The 18,774-nt window shown below is 62.6% G+C and carries 18 protein-coding genes and 1 tRNA gene; 11 read left to right on the forward strand and 8 right to left on the reverse strand.

Annotated features, from left to right (window positions below; translation table 11 throughout):
• The first annotated feature begins 23 nt into the window (after positions 1 to 23).
• From J3A71_RS27360 to J3A71_RS27375, 4 genes are all read left to right on the forward strand, one after another.
• Positions 24 to 908: a 3-keto-5-aminohexanoate cleavage protein gene (locus J3A71_RS27360; RefSeq protein ID WP_016484517.1), complete on the forward strand. Its 885-nt coding sequence runs from the start codon at positions 24 to 26 to the stop codon at positions 906 to 908.
• An 18-nt stretch (positions 909 to 926) separates the two neighbouring features.
• Entirely contained in the window at positions 927 to 1,892 is a 966-nt protein-coding gene (locus J3A71_RS27365) for an L-carnitine dehydrogenase (RefSeq protein WP_096425471.1), read from the forward strand.
• A gap of 10 nt (positions 1,893 to 1,902) precedes the next feature.
• Positions 1,903 to 2,373, forward strand: coding sequence for a thioesterase family protein (locus tag J3A71_RS27370; RefSeq protein WP_096425470.1), 471 nt, complete (start codon positions 1,903 to 1,905; stop codon positions 2,371 to 2,373).
• A 270-nt stretch (positions 2,374 to 2,643) separates the two neighbouring features.
• Positions 2,644 to 2,901 (forward strand): hypothetical protein, encoded by a 258-nt coding sequence (locus J3A71_RS27375; protein WP_016484514.1) that lies wholly within the window; start codon positions 2,644 to 2,646, stop codon positions 2,899 to 2,901.
• Between the two features lie 163 nt (positions 2,902 to 3,064).
• Here J3A71_RS27375 and J3A71_RS27380 read toward each other — a convergent pair whose 3' ends face one another.
• Both J3A71_RS27380 and J3A71_RS27385 read right to left on the reverse strand, forming a co-directional pair.
• Positions 3,065 to 4,171, reverse strand: coding sequence for a GlxA family transcriptional regulator (locus tag J3A71_RS27380; RefSeq protein WP_016484513.1), 1,107 nt, complete (start codon positions 4,169 to 4,171; stop codon positions 3,065 to 3,067).
• A gap of 493 nt (positions 4,172 to 4,664) precedes the next feature.
• Positions 4,665 to 6,041, reverse strand: a complete 1,377-nt coding sequence (locus J3A71_RS27385; protein WP_016484512.1) for an L-serine ammonia-lyase — start codon at positions 6,039 to 6,041, stop codon at positions 4,665 to 4,667.
• A gap of 453 nt (positions 6,042 to 6,494) precedes the next feature.
• Between J3A71_RS27385 and J3A71_RS27390 the strand changes: the two genes are divergently transcribed.
• The 3 genes from J3A71_RS27390 to choV all read left to right on the forward strand — a co-directional run bounded on the left by J3A71_RS27390 (position 6,495) and on the right by choV (position 9,547).
• Positions 6,495 to 7,442: a choline ABC transporter substrate-binding protein gene (locus J3A71_RS27390; protein ID WP_016484511.1), complete on the forward strand. Its 948-nt coding sequence runs from the start codon at positions 6,495 to 6,497 to the stop codon at positions 7,440 to 7,442.
• An 81-nt stretch (positions 7,443 to 7,523) separates the two neighbouring features.
• A complete protein-coding gene (gene choW, locus J3A71_RS27395) occupies positions 7,524 to 8,372 on the forward strand; it encodes a choline ABC transporter permease subunit (protein ID WP_169725175.1) in 849 nt (282 codons plus the stop codon).
• Positions 8,369 to 9,547 carry a choline ABC transporter ATP-binding protein gene (choV, locus tag J3A71_RS27400; RefSeq protein ID WP_016484509.1) on the forward strand — a complete coding sequence of 393 codons (1,179 nt, stop codon included), beginning with the start codon at positions 8,369 to 8,371 and terminating at the stop codon, positions 9,545 to 9,547. The genes choW and choV overlap by 4 nt, the downstream gene beginning before the upstream one ends.
• A 117-nt stretch (positions 9,548 to 9,664) precedes the next feature.
• Here the strand turns inward: choV and hisF are convergent, their stop codons facing one another.
• The 6 genes from hisF to J3A71_RS27430 form a co-directional block, all read right to left on the reverse strand.
• Complete coding sequence (hisF, locus tag J3A71_RS27405; RefSeq protein WP_008091498.1) at positions 9,665 to 10,435, reverse strand: imidazole glycerol phosphate synthase subunit HisF; 771 nt, start codon at positions 10,433 to 10,435, stop codon at positions 9,665 to 9,667.
• A gap of 10 nt (positions 10,436 to 10,445) precedes the next feature.
• Positions 10,446 to 11,183, reverse strand: a complete 738-nt coding sequence (hisA, locus tag J3A71_RS27410) for a 1-(5-phosphoribosyl)-5-[(5-phosphoribosylamino)methylideneamino]imidazole-4-carboxamide isomerase (RefSeq protein WP_016484508.1) — start codon at positions 11,181 to 11,183, stop codon at positions 10,446 to 10,448.
• A 27-nt stretch (positions 11,184 to 11,210) separates the two neighbouring features.
• Complete coding sequence (locus tag J3A71_RS27415) at positions 11,211 to 11,471, reverse strand: DUF2164 domain-containing protein (RefSeq protein ID WP_016484507.1); 261 nt, start codon at positions 11,469 to 11,471, stop codon at positions 11,211 to 11,213.
• Positions 11,472 to 12,110, reverse strand: coding sequence for an imidazole glycerol phosphate synthase subunit HisH (gene hisH, locus J3A71_RS27420; protein WP_016484506.1), 639 nt, complete (start codon positions 12,108 to 12,110; stop codon positions 11,472 to 11,474).
• Positions 12,111 to 12,704, reverse strand: a complete 594-nt coding sequence (gene hisB, locus J3A71_RS27425; RefSeq protein WP_023532883.1) for an imidazoleglycerol-phosphate dehydratase HisB — start codon at positions 12,702 to 12,704, stop codon at positions 12,111 to 12,113.
• Positions 12,705 to 12,923: 219 nt separating this feature from the next.
• On the reverse strand, positions 12,924 to 14,585 hold the full coding sequence (locus J3A71_RS27430) for an OFA family MFS transporter (protein ID WP_016484504.1): 1,662 nt from the start codon (positions 14,583 to 14,585) through the stop codon (positions 12,924 to 12,926).
• A gap of 384 nt (positions 14,586 to 14,969) precedes the next feature.
• Between J3A71_RS27430 and J3A71_RS27435 the strand changes: the two genes are divergently transcribed.
• The 4 genes from J3A71_RS27435 to J3A71_RS27450 all read left to right on the forward strand — a co-directional run bounded on the left by J3A71_RS27435 (position 14,970) and on the right by J3A71_RS27450 (position 18,715).
• Positions 14,970 to 17,216: an AsmA family protein gene (locus tag J3A71_RS27435; protein WP_070086619.1), complete on the forward strand. Its 2,247-nt coding sequence runs from the start codon at positions 14,970 to 14,972 to the stop codon at positions 17,214 to 17,216.
• Positions 17,213 to 18,280: an A/G-specific adenine glycosylase gene (mutY, locus tag J3A71_RS27440; RefSeq protein ID WP_016484502.1), complete on the forward strand. Its 1,068-nt coding sequence runs from the start codon at positions 17,213 to 17,215 to the stop codon at positions 18,278 to 18,280. The genes J3A71_RS27435 and mutY overlap by 4 nt, the downstream gene beginning before the upstream one ends.
• Positions 18,277 to 18,549, forward strand: a complete 273-nt coding sequence (locus J3A71_RS27445) for an oxidative damage protection protein (RefSeq protein WP_016484501.1) — start codon at positions 18,277 to 18,279, stop codon at positions 18,547 to 18,549. The genes mutY and J3A71_RS27445 overlap by 4 nt, the downstream gene beginning before the upstream one ends.
• Before the next feature lie 90 nt (positions 18,550 to 18,639).
• A tRNA-Phe gene (locus J3A71_RS27450) sits at positions 18,640 to 18,715 on the forward strand.
• Positions 18,716 to 18,774 lie beyond the last annotated feature (59 nt).

The following is an 18,774-nucleotide window of genomic DNA, read 5'->3' on the forward strand; positions in this document are numbered from 1 at the left end:
CACAGACACTACAAGGAACCGCCATGAACCACGACGTCATCATCACCTGCGCCCTCACCGGCGCCGGTGACACCGCCTCGAAAAGCCACTTGGTCCCGGTCACCCCCAAGCAGATCGCCGAATCCGCCGTCGAAGCCGCCAAAGCCGGCGCCACCGTGGTCCACTGCCATGTCCGCGACCCGCAAACCGGCCGTTTCAGCCGCGACGTAAACCTTTACCGCGAAGTCATGGAACGCATCCGCGAGGCCGATGTGGACATCATCGTCAACCTCACCGCCGGCATGGGTGGCGACCTGGAAATCGGCCCAGGCGAAACGCCCCTGGAGTTCGGCCCGGGCACCGACCTGATCGGCCCGCTGGAGCGCCTGGCCCATGTCGAGGCGCTGCTGCCGGAAATCTGCACCCTCGACTGCGGCACCCTCAACTTCGGTGACGGCAATTCGATCTACGTCTCCACCCCGGCGCAACTGCGCGCCGGCGCCAAACGCATCACCGAACTGGGCGTGAAAGCTGAACTGGAAATTTTCGACACCGGCCACCTGTGGTTCGCCAAGCAGATGATCAAGGAAGGGCTGCTCGAAGACCCGCTGTTCCAGCTGTGCCTGGGCATTCCCTGGGGCGCACCGGCCGACACCACCACCATGAAGGCGATGGTCGACAACCTGCCCGCCAATGTCACCTGGGCCGGCTTCGGCATCGGACGCATGCAGATGCCGATGGCCGCGCAAGCTGTGTTACTCGGCGGCAATGTGCGGGTAGGCCTGGAAGACAACCTGTACCTGGACCGCGGCGTGCTGGCCAGCAACGGCCAGTTGGTCGAGCGGGCGGTGGAGATCATTTCCCGCCTCGGTGCCCGCGTGCTGACCCCGGCCGAAGGCCGGGAAAAGATGAACCTCAAACGCCGCTGATCACTTCAGGAGACTGATATGCCCTTCATCACCGAGATCAAGACCTTCGCCGCGCTGGGTAGCGGCGTAATCGGCAGCGGCTGGGTTGCCCGCGCCCTTGCCCACGGCCTGGACGTGGTCGCCTGGGACCCGGCGCCCGGTGCCGAGCAAACACTGCGCAAGCGCATCGCCAACGCGTGGCCGGCGCTTGAAAAACAGGGCCTGGCCCAAGGTGCATCACAGGGTCGGCTGAAAGTCGTCAGCACCCTCGAAGAATGCGTACGCGACGCCGATTTCATCCAGGAAAGCGCACCCGAGCGGCTGGACCTCAAGCTCGACCTGCACGCAAAAATCAGCGCCGCCGCCAAGCCCGAGGCCATCATCGGTTCCAGCACTTCAGGCCTGCTGCCCAGCGAGTTCTACGAGTCGGCTACCCACCCCGAACGCTGCGTGGTCGGCCACCCGTTCAACCCGGTTTACCTGCTACCGTTGGTCGAAATCGTCGGCGGCAAGCGTACCGCGCCTGAAGCCATCGAGGCGGCAAAGACCATCTACACCGCGCTGGGCATGCGCCCGTTGCATGTACGCAAGGAAGTGCCCGGTTTCATTGCCGACCGCCTGCTCGAAGCGCTGTGGCGCGAGGCGCTGCACCTGGTCAACGATGGCGTGGCGACCACCGGTGAGATCGACGATGCCATCCGCTTTGGCGCAGGCCTGCGGTGGTCGTTCATGGGCACTTTCCTCACCTACACCCTGGCCGGTGGCGATGCCGGCATGCGCCACTTCATGTCGCAGTTCGGCCCGGCCCTCAAGCTGCCCTGGACGTACCTGCCGGCACCAGAGCTGACCGACAAGCTGATCGACGATGTGGTGGACGGCACCTCGGAGCAACTGGGCGAGCGCAGCATCGCCGCGCTGGAGCGCTATCGTGATGACACCCTGCTGGCGGTGCTGGAGGCTGTGAAGACCAGCAAGGCCACACACGGCATGGCCTTTGGCGATTGAGGAGTAAGCAATGCCCGCACTTGTGACCTACCGCACCCCAGTCCAGGAGGACTGGGTCGATTACAACGGGCATCTGCGCGATGCCTTCTACCTGCTGATTTTCAGCTACGCCACCGATGCGCTGATGGAGCGCATCGGCCTGGACGCCGACAGCCGTGGGCAAAGCGGAAATTCCCTGTTTACCCTGGAGGCGCACATCAACTACCTGCATGAGGTGAAGCTGGGGGCCGAGGTGTGGGTGCAGACGCAGATCATCGGGTTCGACCGCAAGCGCCTGCACGTCTACCACAGCCTGCACCGGGCCGGGTTCGACGAGGTGCTGGCTGCAAGTGAGCAGATGCTGTTGCATGTAGACCTGGCGGGGCCGAAGTCAGCACCTTTTAATGAACAGAGTGCGCAATTGCTGCAAAACCTGGCAGATAGCCAGCGCGACTTGCCTGCCGCGCAATTCATCGGCCGCGTCCTGCAATTACCCCACTGAGCGCTCAAAAAAATAACCCCGGAAAGCCGTGAGCATCCGGGGTCAAGAGCGAGCAACATCCACTGTGCATGAGTGAGGGTGACCAAACCCTCGTGGACCGTGAATGACTGCAGTCTGCTGGCTTCCCGGAAGCGGCAATTAGCCGGGAACGACCTGTTCTTAGCCAAACCAGCCATTGCGACATTCAGCCCTTGCGGGCCTGTCGCTGCAGACACAGAATCGGTCGTAAATCACAGCAGCACTCTCTTCGCGATAAAAGGGACAACAGCCATGATGCATGCGGATTTGATTGATCAGGACGACCTGGCAGGCCACCTGCGCGCGCGCGGTTTCGACATCCCCGCCGGGGCCACTGCCGAGCAGGCCTGCGAGGCGGTGGTATGCGGGCTGACCGAGCCCAATGCGCGGGCACTGAAAGGGATGGTCGAGCAGATGTATACCGGCAGCGCGACGATTTTGCCGGCAGTGCGCCAGGCGATCGACAAGCAGTTGTTGCCGGCATTGGCGGCGTTCAACAAACGCGCGTAACTCATTCATCCAGGACCGGCCCCTTCGCGGAACAAGCCCGCTCCCACAGGCTCAACGCCGGTTCACACTCAGCGGATGGCCTGTGGGAGCAGGCCACCGCTGGTTCAGCTTCAGCGGTCGACTCGTGGGGGCGGGCTTGCCCCGCATAAGAGTCGACTCGATATCAGAGCCTTACACTGGCAAAGGTCGACTCGTTGCGCGCCTGGCTCAGGGCCGCCATTGGCCCACTGTGCGGCGACAGGGTCATGGCCTGCGGAATCGGCATCATGGCCACCTGCTGCGCAGTGTTGGACCCCACGCGCTCGTCACGCGGCGGAATGCCGAAGTACTCGCGGTAGCACTTGGAGAAATGCGGTGTGGACACAAAGCCGCACACCGACGCCACTTCGATGATCGACATCGGCGTCTGCTTGAGCAACTGCCGCGCACGAATCAGGCGCAGTTTCAGGTAGTAACGCGATGGCGAGCAGTGCAGGTACTTCTGGAACAGCCGCTCAAGCTGGCGACGCGACACCGACACGTACACCGCCAGTTCGTCGAGGTCGATCGGCTCTTCGAGGTTGGCCTCCATCAGCGCCACGATTTCCTGCAGCTTTGGCTGGTTGGTACCCAGCATGTGCTTGAGCGGCACGCGCTGGTGGTCCTGCTCGTTGCGGATGCGCTCGTACACGAACATCTCGGAAATGGCCGCCGACAGCTCGCGGCCATGGTCGCGGCTGATCAGGTGCAACATCATGTCCAGCGGTGCAGTGCCGCCAGAGCTGGTGAAGCGATTGCGGTCGAGGGTGAACAGCCGGGTGCTCATGTTCACCCGCGGGTAGGCCTCCTGCATGGCCGCCAGACACTCCCAGTGCACACTGCAATCGAAACCGTCGAGCAGCCCGGCACAGGCCAGGGCCCAGCTGCCAGTGCACACCGCGCCCAGGCGGCGCGACTGGCGGGCCTGGGCTTGCAGCCAGGTGACATGCTCACGGGTAACGGTGCGCTGGATACCTACCCCACCGCAGACGATCACGGTATCGATGGGCGGCGCGCTGTGCATGGCGGCATCCGGGGTGATCTGCAGGCCGTCGCTGGCCCAGACCTGGCCGCCGTCGACCGTCAGGGTGTGCCAGCGATACAGCTCGCGGCCGGACAGCTGGTTGGCCATACGCAGCGGCTCGACAGCCGATGCCAGGGAAATCAGGGTGAAATTGTCCAGTAGAAGAAACCCGATGGACTGGGGTGCTGTGCGGTTCTGGGTTGGGGTCCCGGAGGTGTACGACGTCATCGCGATTTCTCCTCACACAAATGCAGGGTGTGCCTCAGGCGGACACTGATTTCTTGTTATGACCCCTCGGTCATTTTCCGGGGGCATGTTTGCCAATATCAACGCAAAGGCCGTGCCTGAAATTGAACGGCTATCCAAAAAAACCTGAAAACGACACCTTCATCAGGCAAATCAGGGGCTTCGGCCGAGTTGGCAGACAGTCGTAAAACAGGCGTGCTAGGCGCCGTGCGTGGAACGGCTGAGCAATTTGGTGACACGTGCACTGCAAGTTGCCCAGAAACGACACTCTTGAGTGTCACCGACAATGCCCACACTGATAGCGACACCCGACGATCGGTAGGCGCCGGGCGCACCATAAGGAGGCATTGGTGGTTATGTTGCACCTGCATCAACCTTCAAAGGCCGCTTCGCGGGTGAACCCGCTCCCACAGGTACTGCACAATTCCTGTGGAAGCGGGTTCACCCGCGAAGGGGCCAGCAAACCTGGTAGTGATCAGCACTCGATAACGCTGACCGCCAGGCCACCGCGCGAGGTCTCTTTGTACTTGTCGTGCATGTCGGCCCCGGTGTCACGCATGGTACGGATCACCTGATCGAGGGAGATGAAGTGTTCGCCGTCACCGCGCAGCGCCATTTGCACCGCGTTGATGGCTTTTACCGCAGCAATCGCGTTGCGCTCGATGCACGGCACCTGCACCAAACCGCCGACCGGGTCGCAAGTCAGGCCGAGGTTGTGTTCCAAGGCGATTTCGGCCGCGTTCTCCAACTGTGGCGGGGTAGCGCCCAGCACTTCGGCAAGCCCTGCCGCCGCCATGGCGCAGGCTGAGCCGACTTCACCCTGGCAGCCCACTTCGGCACCGGAAATCGACGCGTTCTTCTTGCACAGGATGCCAACGGCAGCCGCAGCCAGGAAGTAATCGACAACGCTGCACTCGTTCACCTCATCGCTAAAGCGCATGTAGTAGTGCAGCACTGCCGGGATGATGCCAGCCGCGCCATTGGTAGGCGCGGTAACCATGCGGCCACCGGCGGCGTTCTCTTCGTTGACTGCCAGGGCGAACAGGTTGACCCACTCCATGGCACTCATCGTCGAGCCGATCACGTTGGGCTTGCCGATCTCCTGCAGGCTGCGGTGCAGCTTGGCGGCACGGCGGCGCACGTTCAGCCCGCCGGGCAGCGTACCCTCGGCTTTAAGCCCATTGTTGACGCATTCCTGCATGGCTTCCCAGAGCTTGTGCAGGCCGGCGCGGATCTCTTCCTCGCTGCGCCAGACCTTCTCGTTGGCCATCATCAATTGCGACACGCTGAGGTCGTTTTGCTTGCAGAGGCGCAGCAGTTCGGCAGCGCTGTTGAAATCGTACGGCAACACCGTCTGGTCGGCATCCAGCACACCGCTGGCGGCCTGGGCGGCATCGACCACAAAGCCGCCCCCCACCGAGTAGTAAGTGTCGCGGTGCAACTCGCCCTGCTCGCCTTCGGCAACCAGGGTCATGGCGTTGGGGTGGTACGGCAGGTTTTCGTCCAGCAGCAGCATGTCGCGGGCCCAGATGAACTCGATGGGCAGGCGGCTATCCAGCTGCAGGGTGTTGGTTTCGCGCAGGTCGGCGATGCGCGGGACGATGCAGGTGGGATCAATGGCGTCAGGCCACTCGCCCATCAGGCCCATGATGGTGGCGTTGTCGGTGCCGTGACCGATGCCGGTGGCCGACAGCGAGCCATACAGGCGCACTTCGATCCGTTTTACACGGTCCAGCTCGCCGCGTTCGCGCAGGCCCTGAACGAACAGGGCGCCAGCACGCATGGGGCCGACGGTGTGGGAGCTGGAGGGCCCGACACCGATCTTGAACAGGTCGAACACGCTGATGGCCATTGTCGAATCACCTCTTGCTGGGCTTGTCTCTGCGCGCCATGCGCAGGGCGGGGCAGCTGCTAGGCTCAAACAGCGGGCCGCCTTGAATGCCAGCATCATCGGGCTTTTACCGCACCCCTCGCCGTCTGCAACCGACGTACTTTTGTCCAGCCGCGCCGCGCTGTTTTTGCTCAAGGAGCGGCCCTCACCACGCCGCTTTCCGGCGGCCAGGTGACGCAAAAATGCGGCCGAGGGGGTGGATAAACCTATAAGCGACATCGCCCTTACTGGATACGACCCGTTCCGTACTGGATACGACCCTACCAGTAGGCGATTGCCCGGCGCTGGAGGATTATCGAAAGCGACTCGTAAAGCACGGCCACGCATCCTGCCCTCTGCAGGCCTGGTCGACCGGACCCTCAGAAAGCCCGGCGACCCACGCGAACCCGAAGACAATATCTCAGGAGTCCATCCATGAAAGGTTCACCCTCGCTGTTGCTGGTTGCGTTGCTGTCCACGCCCTTGCTGGCCCAGGCCGCCGAACCCGAGCAGTGTCAGACGGTACGTTTCTCCGACGTCGGCTGGACCGACATCACAGTCACCACCGCGACCACCAGCGTTGTGCTCGAAGCCCTGGGTTACAAAACCCACACCACCATGATCTCGGTACCGGTGACCTACAAGTCGCTGGCCACCGGCAAGGACCTGGACGTGTTTCTCGGCAACTGGATGCCGACCATGGAGAACGACATCAAGCAGTACCGCGACGCCGGCACCGTGGAAACGGTGCGCGCCAACCTGGAAAACGCCAAGTACACCTTGGCCGTGCCCCAGGCGCTGTACGACAAGGGCCTGAAAGATTTCGCCGACATTCCCAAGTTCAAGAAGGAACTGGACAGCAAGATCTACGGCATCGAGCCCGGCAACGATGGCAACCGCACCATCCAGAGCATGATCGACAAGAACGCCTTCGGCCTGAAAGACGCCGGTTTCAAGATTGTGCAATCGAGCGAGGCCGGCATGCTGTCGCAGGTCGACCGCGCACAGAAACGCGGCGAGGCGCTGGTATTCCTGGGCTGGGAACCGCACCCGATGAACACCCGTTTCAAGATGCAGTACCTCACCGGCGGGGACGACTTCTTCGGCCCCGATTTCGGCAAGGCAACCGTATTGACCAATACCCGCAAAGGCTACACGCAGGAATGCAGCAACGTTGGCCAACTGCTCAAGAACCTGTCGTTCGAGCTCAAGGATGAAAGCACCATGATGGGCTATGTCCTGGACGACAAGATGAAACCCGAAGCAGCCGCCAAGAAGTGGCTTAAAGACAACCCCGGCAAGCTGGACACCTGGCTTGCCGGCGTTACCACTGTTGATGGCAAACCCGGCCTTGAGGCGGCCAAGGCCAAGCTCGCGCAATAACGAACCACGCAGTAGCGCTACCTCGGGGCAGGACCGTGCCTGCCCCGGGTTGATTTCAATCTATGCAGGTGGAAGCTCGCTATCATGCTTATCGATCAGAAAATACCCCTGGGCCAGTACATCGCGTCGTTCGTCGAGTGGCTGACCCAGAACGGCGCGAATTACTTCGACGCCATCGCGCAAGGCCTGGAATTCATGATCCATGGGGTCACCAGTGCCCTGACCTGGTTCAACCCGTTCGTCCTCATCGCCCTGTTCGCCGGCCTGGCGCACCTGATCCAGCGCAAGTGGGGGCTGACCGCATTCGTTGCCCTTTCATTCCTGCTGATCTTCAACCTGGGTTACTGGCAGGAAACCATGGAAACCCTGGCGCAGGTGACCTTCGCCACGGTGGTATGTGTGGTGATCGGCGTGCCGCTGGGCATCCTTGCCGCCCACAAACCGATGTTCTATACCGCCATGCGCCCGGTGCTCGACCTGATGCAGACGGTGCCCACCTTCGTCTACCTGATCCCTACCCTGACCCTGTTCGGCCTGGGTGTGGTACCGGGGCTGATCTCTACCGTGGTGTTCGCCATCGCAGCGCCAATCCGCCTCACCTACCTGGGCATCTGTGACGTCCCGCAGGAGCTGATGGACGCCGGCAAGGCGTTTGGCTGCTCGCGGCGCCAACTGCTCACCCGTATCGAACTGCCGCATGCGATGCCAAGCATCGCCGCCGGCGTCACCCAGTGCATCATGCTGTCGTTGTCGATGGTGGTGATCGCCGCCCTGGTGGGCGCCGACGGCCTGGGCAAACCTGTGGTCAACGCACTGAACACCGCTGATATCTCCCTGGGCTTCGAAGCGGGCCTGGCGATCGTGCTGCTGGCAATCATGCTCGACCGTATCTGCAAGCAACCGGAACTGCCGGTAAGGGGTGAGGCATGAGCATCATTCGTTTCGAAGACGTCGACGTCATTTTCTCCAACAAGCCGCGTGAAGCACTGTCGCTGCTGGACCAGGGCAAGACCCGCGAACAGATCCTCAAGCAGACCGGCCTGGTGGTCGGCGTTGAAAAGGCCAACCTTGATATCAACAAGGGCGAGATCTGCGTGCTGATGGGCTTGTCCGGCTCGGGCAAATCGAGCCTGCTGCGCTGCATCAACGGCCTCAACACCGTCAGCCGCGGCAAGCTGTTTGTCGAGCACGAAGGCAAGCACATCGACATTGCCCACTGCAGCCCGGCCGAGCTGAAAATGATGCGCACCAAGCGCATTGCCATGGTGTTCCAGAAGTTCGCCCTGATGCCCTGGCTGACGGTGCGCGAGAACATCAGCTTTGGCCTGGAAATGCAGGGCCGCCCTGAAAAGGAACGGCGCAAGCTGGTGGACGAGAAGCTTGAGCTGGTGGGCCTGACCCAGTGGCGCAACAAAAAGCCGGACGAGCTGTCTGGCGGCATGCAGCAACGCGTGGGCCTGGCCCGGGCGCTGGCGATGGATGCCGACATCCTGCTGATGGACGAACCGTTCTCGGCCCTCGACCCGCTGATCCGCCAGGGCCTGCAAGACGAACTGCTGGGCCTGCAGGCCAAGCTCAGCAAGACCATCGTGTTCGTCAGCCACGACCTGGACGAGGCACTGAAGCTGGGTACCCGCATTGCAATCATGAAGGACGGGCGGATCATCCAGTACAGCAAGCCAGAGGAGATCGTGCTCAACCCGGCCGACGAGTACGTGCGTACCTTCGTCGCCCACACCAACCCGCTGAACGTGCTGTGCGGCCGCAGCCTGATGCGTAGCCTGGACAACTGCAAGCGGGTCAATGGCTCGGTATGCCTGGACCCAGGTATCGATTCATGGCTGGACCTGGGCGAAGGTGGCGCGCTCAAGCGTGCACGCCAGGGCCAGAACGGGCTGGACATGCAGAACTGGGCACCGGGGCAGGATGTGGAGCTGCTGCAGCGCAGGCCGACCGTGGTGCACGCCGACATCGGCATGCGCGAGGCGCTGCAGATTCGTTATCAAACCGGCAACAAGCTGGTGCTGCAGGATAACGACAGGGTGGTGGGGATTCTTGGGGATACCGAGCTGTATCACGCGTTGCTCGGCAAGAACCACGGTTGAGGCAATTGGGGCCGCGTTGCGGCCCTTCGCGGGCACGCCCGCTCCCACAGGTTTGGAGAGATCCCTGTGGGAGCGGGCGTGCCCGCGAAGGGCTGCAAAGCAGCCCCAATCAATGGATCAGCGAACGACGATCCCGCGCGAAGCCATGTAGGCCTTGGCCTCCGGCACCGTGTACTCGCCAAAGTGGAAGATACTGGCCGCCAGAACCGCGCTGGCATGCCCTTCCAGAATGCCGTCAGCCAGGTGCTGCAGGTTACCCACACCACCCGAAGCAATGACCGGAATGCCCAGCGCATCACTGATGGCGCGGGTAACACCCAGGTCGAAGCCGTTCTTCATCCCGTCCTGGTCCATGCTGGTCAGCAGGATCTCGCCTGCACCCAGGCCTTCCATCTTCTTCGCCCATTCGACCGCATCCAGCCCGGTCGGCTTGCGCCCACCGTGGGTGAAGATTTCCCAGCGCGGCGTTTCACCTGGCCCGGACACCTTCTTGGCATCGATGGCGACAACGATGCACTGCGAACCGAAACGGTCCGCTGCCTCGCCCACAAACTCCGGGTTGAACACCGCAGCCGTGTTGATCGAAACCTTGTCGGCACCAGCATTGAGCAGGTTGCGGATGTCCTGCACGGTACGCACGCCACCGCCCACGGTCAGCGGGATGAACACCTGGCTGGCCATGCGCTCGACGGTATGCAAAGTGGTATCGCGGCCATCGACGCTGGCGGTGATGTCGAGGAAGGTGATTTCGTCGGCACCCTGCTCGTTGTAGCGACGGGCAATTTCCACCGGGTCGCCGGCATCACGGATGTTCTCGAACTTGACGCCCTTGACCACCCGGCCGTTGTCCACGTCCAGGCAAGGGATGATGCGCTTGGCCAGTGCCATGGTTCAGTCCTCAGCCTTGGTAGTTGTCGCAGAAGGCCTGGGCCTCGGCGACATCGAGGGTGCCTTCGTAGATGGCACGGCCGGTGATGGCGCCGATGATGCCGGGTGCCTTGGCGTCCAGCAGGGCCTTGATGTCGCCCAGGTTGTGGATGCCGCCCGAGGCGATCACCGGAATACGGGTGGCTTCAGCCAGTGCCTTGGTGAAAGGCACGTTGCAGCCCTGCATCATGCCGTCCTTGGCGATGTCGGTGTAGACGATCGCCGAGACGCCATCGGCCTCGAAACGCTTGGCCAGGTCGATGACCTGCACGGTGCTGACTTCGGCCCAGCCGTCGGTGGCGACGAAGCCGTCCTTGGCATCCAGGCCAACGATGACCTTGCCTGGGAAGGCCTTGCACGCTTCGGCCACGAACTCCGGCTGCTTCACCGCCTTGGTGCCGATGATCACGTAGCTGACGCCAGCCTTGACGTAGTGCTCGATGGTTTCCAGCGAGCGGATGCCACCGCCGATCTGGATCGGCAGGGTTGGGTAGCGCTTGGCGATGGCAGTCACCACTTCGCCGTTGACTGGCTGGCCTTCGAAGGCGCCATTGAGGTCGACCAGGTGCAGGCGGCGGCAGCCACCCTCGACCCACTTGGCGGCCATGCTCACCGGGTCGTCGGAAAAGACCGTGGAGTCTTCCATGCGGCCTTGGCGCAGGCGCACGCAGGCACCGTCCTTCAGATCGATAGCGGGGATAATCAGCATCTTGGGAACCTGTCTGTTCTTAGGGTTTCAGGGCTTTTCGAGCGCCCACAGATCGCTTTCGATGCTTTCGAACCGCTCCTTGAGGTGCAGTTGAACATCGGCAATCGCCCTGTTGTAGTAAAGGGGTGCAATTTCTTTGCTGAACAGCTCAAGCACCTCGGCCACCTCGAACGACCCCAGCTCCAGCTCGAAACGGTCTTCGAGAAAGCGCTTGAGCGTGTCGAGCGCATCGCGCTCCTGCTCGGGGGCCAACGTCATGACCGGGGCCTTGGCTTTCGACCTGCTCATTTACCAGCGCCCGTCCCAGGCGACGAAGTTCTGCAGCAACTGCAGGCCATGGGTATGGCTCTTCTCCGGGTGGAACTGCACGGCAAAGCGCGAGCCATCAGCCAGCGCAGCGGCGAAGTCGACACCGTAGTGGCCGCGGCCGACAACCTGACCCGGCTTGCCGGCATTGATGTAGTAGCTGTGTACGAAGTAGAAACGTGCGCGATCAGGGATGTCGTGCCACAGCGGGTGGTCGATGGTCTGGCTGACTTCGTTCCAGCCCATGTGCGGCACCTTCAGGTGCTCACCGTCTTCTTGCAGGTCTTTGCCGAAGAAGCGCACCTGGCCGGGGAACAGGCCAATGCAGTCGACGCCGGTGTTTTCCTCGCTGTGTTCGAGCAGCGCCTGCATGCCTACGCAGATGCCGAGGAACGGGCGGTCCTGGCTGACTTCGCGCACCAGGCTATCGAAGCCCAGGCGACGGATTTCGGCCATGCAGTCGCGAATCGCGCCCACACCCGGGAACACCACACGGTCGGCCTCGCGAATGACCGCGGCATCACTGGTGACCAGCACTTTACCGGCACCTACGTGCTCAAGCGCCTTGGCTACCGAGTGCAGGTTGCCCATGCCATAGTCGATTACGGCTACCGTCTGCATTTACAGGCACCCTTTGGTCGACGGCATCTGCCCGGCCATGCGCTCATCGAGGGTGACAGCCATGCGCAGCGCGCGGCCGAATGCCTTGAACACCGTTTCGATCTGGTGGTGGGTGTTGTGGCCACGCAGGTTGTCGATGTGCAGGGTTACCAGCGCGTGGTTGACGAAGCCTTGGAAGAACTCCTGGAACAGGTCGACATCAAAGCCGCCAACGCTGGCACGGGTATACGGCACATGCATCTGCAGGCCTGGGCGGCCGGAGAAGTCGATGACCACGCGCGACAGCGCTTCGTCCAGCGGCACGTAGGCGTGCCCGTAACGGAAGATACCCTTCTTGTCACCGATGGCCTGGGCAAATGCCATGCCCAGGGTAATACCGACGTCCTCGACGGTATGGTGATCGTCGATATGCAGGTCACCCTTGCACTCGATATCCAGATCGATCAGCCCATGGCGGGCGATCTGGTCCAGCATGTGTTCAAGGAAAGGCACACCGATATCGAATCGGGCCTTGCCGCTGCCATCGAGGTTGATCGAGCACTTGACCTGGGTTTCCAGGGTATTGCGCTCGACGGAAGCCTTACGTTCGACCATCACCAGCTCCGCAAAATCATTGGGCGAAAAGGGCTCCATTATAGGCCCAGAACGCGCCAGCTTGAAACGCGGATGACATATGGCAAAGCAAGCAATTACGGGGGCGGGATGCCGCTACAGGTCTATACAACCGGGTAATCGCGGCATGTGCTCTCTGTGGGAGCGGCCTTGTGCCGCGAATGGGGCGCAAAGCGCCCCTTGGGCCTGCCCAGCATTACATCAATGGAACAGCACCGCGGTCTTCTGCAAGGTAACCCACACCCCCCAGGCCAGCGGCACGACCACCACCGCCCAGGCCAGCAGCACCAGCGCCAGGCTCCCCGGCGCCGCCTTCCACTCCAGCGACCGCGCCCCATCGGCGCCCTTGTCATGGCTCAGCGCGCGTTCGGCCGCCAGTTCGGCGTCGCTCATAAAGTGCTTGTCGGCCACCGGGCGCACCAGCATGTTGCAGATAAAGCCCAGCACCAGCAGGCCAGCGAGTATGTACAAGGTCATGTCGTAAGCCGCTGCCCGCTCCACCCCCGCGGCCAACTGAGACTCGCGCAGGTAAGTGATCAACACCGGCCCCAGCACGCCCGCCGCAGCCCAGGCAGTCAGCAGGCGGCCATGAATGGCGCCGACCATCTGTGTGCCGAACAGGTCCGCCAGGTACGCGGGCACGGTCGCGAAACCGCCGCCATACATCGACAGGATGATGCAGAACGCGGCCACGAACAGCGCCACGTTACCCAGGTGCCCCATGTTCGGCACCAGGCTGTAAAGGCCAACACCCAAGGCAAAGAAGGCGAAGTAGGTGTTCTTGCGGCCGATGTAGTCGGAGAACGACGCCCAGAAGAACCGCCCGCCAATGTTGAACAGGCTCAGCAGGCCGGTGAAGCCGGCGGCGATCGCGGCAATTTGGGCCAGCTGGGCCGCATTCAGCTGGCTGAAGGTCAGTTCGTTGCCCAATAATTTGCCGGCGAATACTTCCTGCAACAGGGGCGACGCCATGCCCAGAATGCCGATGCCCGCCGACACGTTCAGGCACAGCACCAGCCAGATCAGTGCGAACTGCGGGGTTTTCCAGGCGACGCTGACGTGTACATGGCGGTCGGTCACCATGGTGTTACCGGCTTTTTTCGCCGGGGCGGTCCAGCCTTCGGGCTTCCAGCCGGTCGGCGGCACGCGGTAAGCCAGCGCGCCGGCAGTCATGAACACGAAGTAGATTGCCGCCATGGCGACGAAGCTCTGCCATACGCCCACTTCGTGCTCGTTGCCAAAATGCCCCATCAGCGCGGTGGCCAGCGGTGCACCCACCATGGCCCCGCCACCGAAGCCCATGATCGCCATGCCGGTGGCCATGCCGCGCTTGTCCGGGAACCACTTGATCAGCGTGGACACAGGGGAGATATAGCCCAGCCCCAGGCCGATACCGCCGATTACGCCGGAGCCCAGCCACATCAGCCACAGTTGGTGGGTTTTTACACCAATGGCCGAGATCAGCATGCCGCCGCACCAGCACAGTGCCGACACCAGGCCGGCCTTGCGCGGCCCGGCGTGCTCCAGCCAACCGCCCAATACTGCCGCCGAGCAACCGAGGAAGACAAAGAACAGGGTGTAGATCCAGCTCAGCATCGAGATCGGCCAGTCGCATTCGGCGCTGAACATCCGGGCCATGAAGCTCATGTCTGCCGCACAGGCAACGGGGGCGGTAATACCAAGGGCTTGCGACAAAGGCAGCCAGAACACCGAAAAGCCGTAGGCCATACCAATGCACAGGTGGATGGCCAGGGCAGCCGGGGGAACCAGCCAGCGGTTGAAGCCCGGGCGGGCGATGATGCGCTCCTTCGACAGGAAGCCTGGCACACTGGCCGAGGCCCCCGCCGCGACGGTACTGGTCATGGATCTGATCCTTCTTATGGTGGGTGCTCGCAAAGCGGCGCAAGATTAGCAGAGCCAAGTGGCGTGAAAGCAATCTGATATCGTGATTTTTTGCTCGGCTGAAACGGTCATGTCCGCTGCACCGGCCCTATCGCCGGCAAGCCAGCTCCCACAGGGATCTCACCGTCTTCCGGGCCGGTGCCGTACCTGTGGGAGCTGGCTTGCCGGCGATAGGGCCGGTACAGGCGATACATACGGAACTGACAAAATCCTGCCTGTCGAAAGCCGTACCATCTGCTGCAACCGTAGGAAATGGCCTGTATCTCTAGTCGTATAAGCAGGCACAACCACTGCGGCGTTATACTCTGCCGCCTGAATTCACTAACGGACTACAAGGACTCGCCCATGAAAGCGTTCGGCAAAATCCTGGGGCTGGGGCTTCTCGGGTTGCTGCTGATCATCGTGGCGCTGGGCTTCGCCCTGACCCACCTCTTTGATCCCAACGACTACAAAGACGAGATTCGCCAGCTGGCACGGGACAAGGCTCACGTCGAGCTGACCCTCAACGGCGACATCGGCTGGAGCCTGTTCCCGTGGCTGGGCTTGGAGTTGCACGACGCAAGCATCGCCACGCTGGCCAAACCCAAGGAGCCGTTCGCCGACCTGCAGATGCTCGGCCTTTCCGTGCGCGTGCTGCCGTTACTGCGCCGCGAAGTGCAGATGAGCGACGTGCGCGTCGAAGGCCTGAACCTGACCCTGGCGCGCGACGAGCAGGGCCATGGCAACTGGGAAGACATCGGCAAACCGCTGCCTGCGCAGAACGGTGCAAACGCCGAGGCACCTGCCCAGGCATCTGCCGAGCAGAAGCCTGCGACAGCCGACAGCAACGACCGCGCCGTCAAGCTGGACATCGACAGCCTGACCGTGAACAACGCCCGCGTGCAGTACACCGATGCCAAGACCGGCCAGAGCTACAGCGCCGAGAGCATCCAGTTGAGCACTGGCCCGGTTCATGAAGGTGCGAACATTCCACTCAAGGCCAGTGCCTTCCTCAGCGCCAGTCAGCCGAACATCAAGGCCCGCACCGAGCTGGCCGGCGAACTGCGCTTCGACCGCAAGCTCAAGCGCTACAACTTCGAAGACATGCGCCTGTCGGGCGAAACCTCGGGTGAGCCAACCGGCGGCAAGACCGTGACCTTCGCCGCCCAGGGCCAGCTGCTGGTCGACCTGGCCGCCAATGTCGCCTCGTGGAGCGGCCTGAAAGTCTCGGCCAACCAGCTGCGCGCCCTGGGCGAGCTGAACGTGCGTGACCTGGACAAGGCCCCACAGCTAAGCGGTGGCCTGTCCATCGCCCAGTTCAACCTGCGCACGTTCCTCGACAGCATTGGCCGCCCACTGCCGGCCACCAACGACCCGGCAGCCTTCGCCAAGCTGGAGCTGGTCACCCGCCTGCAAGGCACAGCAAACAGCCTGGCCCTGGAAGACCTGGCCGTGAAGCTGGACGACAGCACCTTCAGTGGGCGTGTGGCCGTGGAAGACTTCGCCAAGCAGGCCCTGCGCCTGCAGCTCAAGGGCGATACCTTCGACGCTGACCGCTACCTGCCAGCCAAGAGCGAGGAAGCCAAGGGCGCCACTGCCGCGCGCCAGGCCGAGGTCAAGCAGCAAGAAGCCAGCGCCGTGGCCGGTGCCGGCACCACACCGCTGCCCAACGCCCCGACTCAAGTAGCGTGGAGCGACGACAAGCTGCTGCCGGTCGACCGCCTGCGCGCCCTCGACCTGCAAGCCGACCTGGCCTTTGGCTCACTGACCCTGGACAAGCTGCCGATCAAAGACGCCCAGCTCAAGGCCATCGGCCAGGGCGGCCTGCTGACCCTGCAAACCCTGCGTGGCGAGCTGTACAACGGCACCTTCGAAGCCAAAGGCACAGTCGATGTGCGCCCTGCCGTACCGCAACTGGGTGTGAACACCAACATCCAGCGCGTGCCGGTTGAGCACTTCATCAAGGCCGAAGGCAAGGACCAGGTTCCACCGGTCAAAGGCCTGCTGACCCTGACCAGCGACCTGACCGCCACCGGCAACAGCCAGAAAGCCCTGGTCGACACCCTCAACGGCAGTGCCAACTTCACCATCAATGATGGTGTGCTGGTCAACGCCAACCTGGAACAGCAGCTGTGCCAGGCCATCGCCACGCTCAACCGCAAGACCCTGAGCGGCGAGCCACGCGGTAAAGACACCCCGTTCCAGGAACTGCGCGGCAGCCTGGTGGTGCGCAATGGCGTTGCCAGCAACCCGGACCTCAAGGCGCGAATTCCGGGCCTGACCGTCAACGGCCATGGCGACCTCGACCTGCGCGTGCTGGGCATGGACTACAACGTCGGTGTGATTGTCGAAGGCGATCAGCGCGCCATGCCGGACCCGGCCTGCCAGGTCAACGAACGCTACGTGGGCGTTGAAGTGCCCCTGCGCTGCCGTGGCCCGCTGGAGCTAGGCGCCAAGGCCTGCCGCCTGGACCAGGGCGGCATGGGCAAGGTTGCCGCCAAGCTGGCCGGCAACCGCCTCAAAGACAAAATTGATGAAAAGCTCGAAGAGAAACTTGGAGACAAAGTGAGCCCGGAATTAAAAGACGCACTCAAGGGGCTGTTCAAGCGATGAGCCCCGAGCAGTTCTCCAGCGCTGTGCTGGACTGGTACGACGAGCACGGCCGGCACGACCTGCCCTGGCAACAGGGCATCACCCCGTACCGGGTGTGGGTGTCGGAAATCATGCTGCAGCAGACCCAGGTCAGCACCGTGCTCAACTACTTCGACCGGTTCATGCAGGCCCTGCCGACCGTGCAGGCCCTGGCCGAAGCGCCGGAGGACGAAGTGCTGCACCTGTGGACGGGGCTGGGCTACTACACCCGCGCACGCAACCTGCAAAAAGCGGCAAAGATCGTGGTCGAGCAACATGGCGGCGAATTCCCGCGCAGTGTCGAGCAGCTCACCGAGCTGCCCGGCATCGGCCGCTCCACCGCCGGCGCCATCGCCAGCATCAGCATGGGCATTCGCGCGCCGATCCTGGACGGTAACGTCAAGCGTGTGCTGGCGCGCTACACCGCCCAGGCCGGCTACCCAGGCGAGCCCAAGGTAGCCAACCAGCTGTGGGCCACGGCCGAGCGTTTTACCCCGCTGCAACGCGCCAATCACTATACCCAGGCCATGATGGACATGGGCGCCACGCTGTGTACCCGCAGCAAGCCCAGTTGCCTGATCTGCCCATTGCAGCGCGGCTGCGAGGCACACCTGCATGGCGAAGAAACCCGCTACCCAGAGCCCAAACCGCGCAAGGCGCTGCCGCAACGGCGCACGCTGATGCCACTGCTGGCCAACCACGAAGGCGCCATCCTGCTTTATCGTCGCCCCTCCAGCGGGCTTTGGGGTGGTTTGTGGAGCCTGCCGGAGCTGGACGACCTCGCACAGCTCGACGACCTGGCCTATCAGCACGGCCTGCGCCTGGCAGGCAGCCAGGCCATGGAAGGCCTGACCCATACCTTCAGCCACTTCCAGCTGGCAATCGAGCCCTGGCTGGTGCACGTCGACTTGGTCGGCGAGCACGTGGCCGAGGCCGACTGGCTCTGGTATAACCTCGCCACCCCGCCGCGCCTGGGCCTTGCCGCCCCGGTGAAAAAACTGCTTGAACGCGCGGCCGACGAACTGATTGCAGGAGACGCCCGATGACCCGCACCGTGATGTGCCGCAAATACAAAGAAGAACTGCCAGGCCTGGAGCGCCCGCCCTACCCCGGTGCCAAGGGCCAGGACATCTTCGAACACATCTCGCAGCAAGCCTGGGCCGACTGGCAGAAGCACCAGACCATGCTGATCAACGAAAAACGCCTGAACATGATGAATGCCGAGGACCGCAAATTCCTCCAGGCAGAGATGGACAAGTTTTTCGCCGGCGAAGAATACGCACAGGCGGAAGGCTACGTTCCACCGGCCGAATGACCCTAAAAATCGTAAGCGACGGAATTAATTTAAAATTTTTTCAAAAAGTCGTTGACGAGCGGTCCGGAAATCTATTTAATTCACCTCGTCGCCCAGATAGCTCAGTCGGTAGAGCAGAGGATTGAAAATCCTCGTGTCGGCGGTTCGACTCCGTCTCTGGGCACCACCTTCAAGCTTCTGGTGGTTGCAAAGTTACCCGAAGCGACAACAAGAAACCCGCCTAGT

The sequence above is a fragment of the Pseudomonas sp. PvP089 genome, assembly GCF_017875165.1.
GTDB classification, from domain to species: Bacteria; Pseudomonadota; Gammaproteobacteria; order Pseudomonadales; family Pseudomonadaceae; genus Aquipseudomonas; species Aquipseudomonas fortuita.

Bases quoted from the DNA above. Each gene is read 5' to 3' on its own strand.
- J3A71_RS27360 (WP_016484517.1), top strand. From the start codon at position 24: ATGAACCACGACGTCATCATCACCTGCGCCCTCACCGGCGCCGGTGAC.
- J3A71_RS27365 (WP_096425471.1), top strand. From the start codon at position 927: ATGCCCTTCATCACCGAGATCAAGACCTTCGCCGCGCTGGGTAGCGGC.
- J3A71_RS27370 (WP_096425470.1), top strand. From the start codon at position 1,903: ATGCCCGCACTTGTGACCTACCGCACCCCAGTCCAGGAGGACTGGGTC.
- J3A71_RS27375 (WP_016484514.1), top strand. From the start codon at position 2,644: ATGATGCATGCGGATTTGATTGATCAGGACGACCTGGCAGGCCACCTG.
- J3A71_RS27380 (WP_016484513.1), bottom strand. From the start codon at position 4,171: ATGACGTCGTACACCTCCGGGACCCCAACCCAGAACCGCACAGCACCC.
- J3A71_RS27385 (WP_016484512.1), bottom strand. From the start codon at position 6,041: ATGGCCATCAGCGTGTTCGACCTGTTCAAGATCGGTGTCGGGCCCTCC.
- J3A71_RS27390 (WP_016484511.1), top strand. From the start codon at position 6,495: ATGAAAGGTTCACCCTCGCTGTTGCTGGTTGCGTTGCTGTCCACGCCC.
- choV (WP_016484509.1), top strand. From the start codon at position 8,369: ATGAGCATCATTCGTTTCGAAGACGTCGACGTCATTTTCTCCAACAAG.
- hisF (WP_008091498.1), bottom strand. From the start codon at position 10,435: ATGGCACTGGCCAAGCGCATCATCCCTTGCCTGGACGTGGACAACGGC.
- hisA (WP_016484508.1), bottom strand. From the start codon at position 11,183: ATGCTGATTATCCCCGCTATCGATCTGAAGGACGGTGCCTGCGTGCGC.
- J3A71_RS27415 (WP_016484507.1), bottom strand. From the start codon at position 11,471: ATGAGCAGGTCGAAAGCCAAGGCCCCGGTCATGACGTTGGCCCCCGAG.
- hisH (WP_016484506.1), bottom strand. From the start codon at position 12,110: ATGCAGACGGTAGCCGTAATCGACTATGGCATGGGCAACCTGCACTCG.
- hisB (WP_023532883.1), bottom strand. From the start codon at position 12,704: ATGGTCGAACGTAAGGCTTCCGTCGAGCGCAATACCCTGGAAACCCAG.
- J3A71_RS27430 (WP_016484504.1), bottom strand. From the start codon at position 14,585: ATGACCAGTACCGTCGCGGCGGGGGCCTCGGCCAGTGTGCCAGGCTTC.
- J3A71_RS27435 (WP_070086619.1), top strand. From the start codon at position 14,970: ATGAAAGCGTTCGGCAAAATCCTGGGGCTGGGGCTTCTCGGGTTGCTG.
- mutY (WP_016484502.1), top strand. From the start codon at position 17,213: ATGAGCCCCGAGCAGTTCTCCAGCGCTGTGCTGGACTGGTACGACGAG.
- J3A71_RS27445 (WP_016484501.1), top strand. From the start codon at position 18,277: ATGACCCGCACCGTGATGTGCCGCAAATACAAAGAAGAACTGCCAGGC.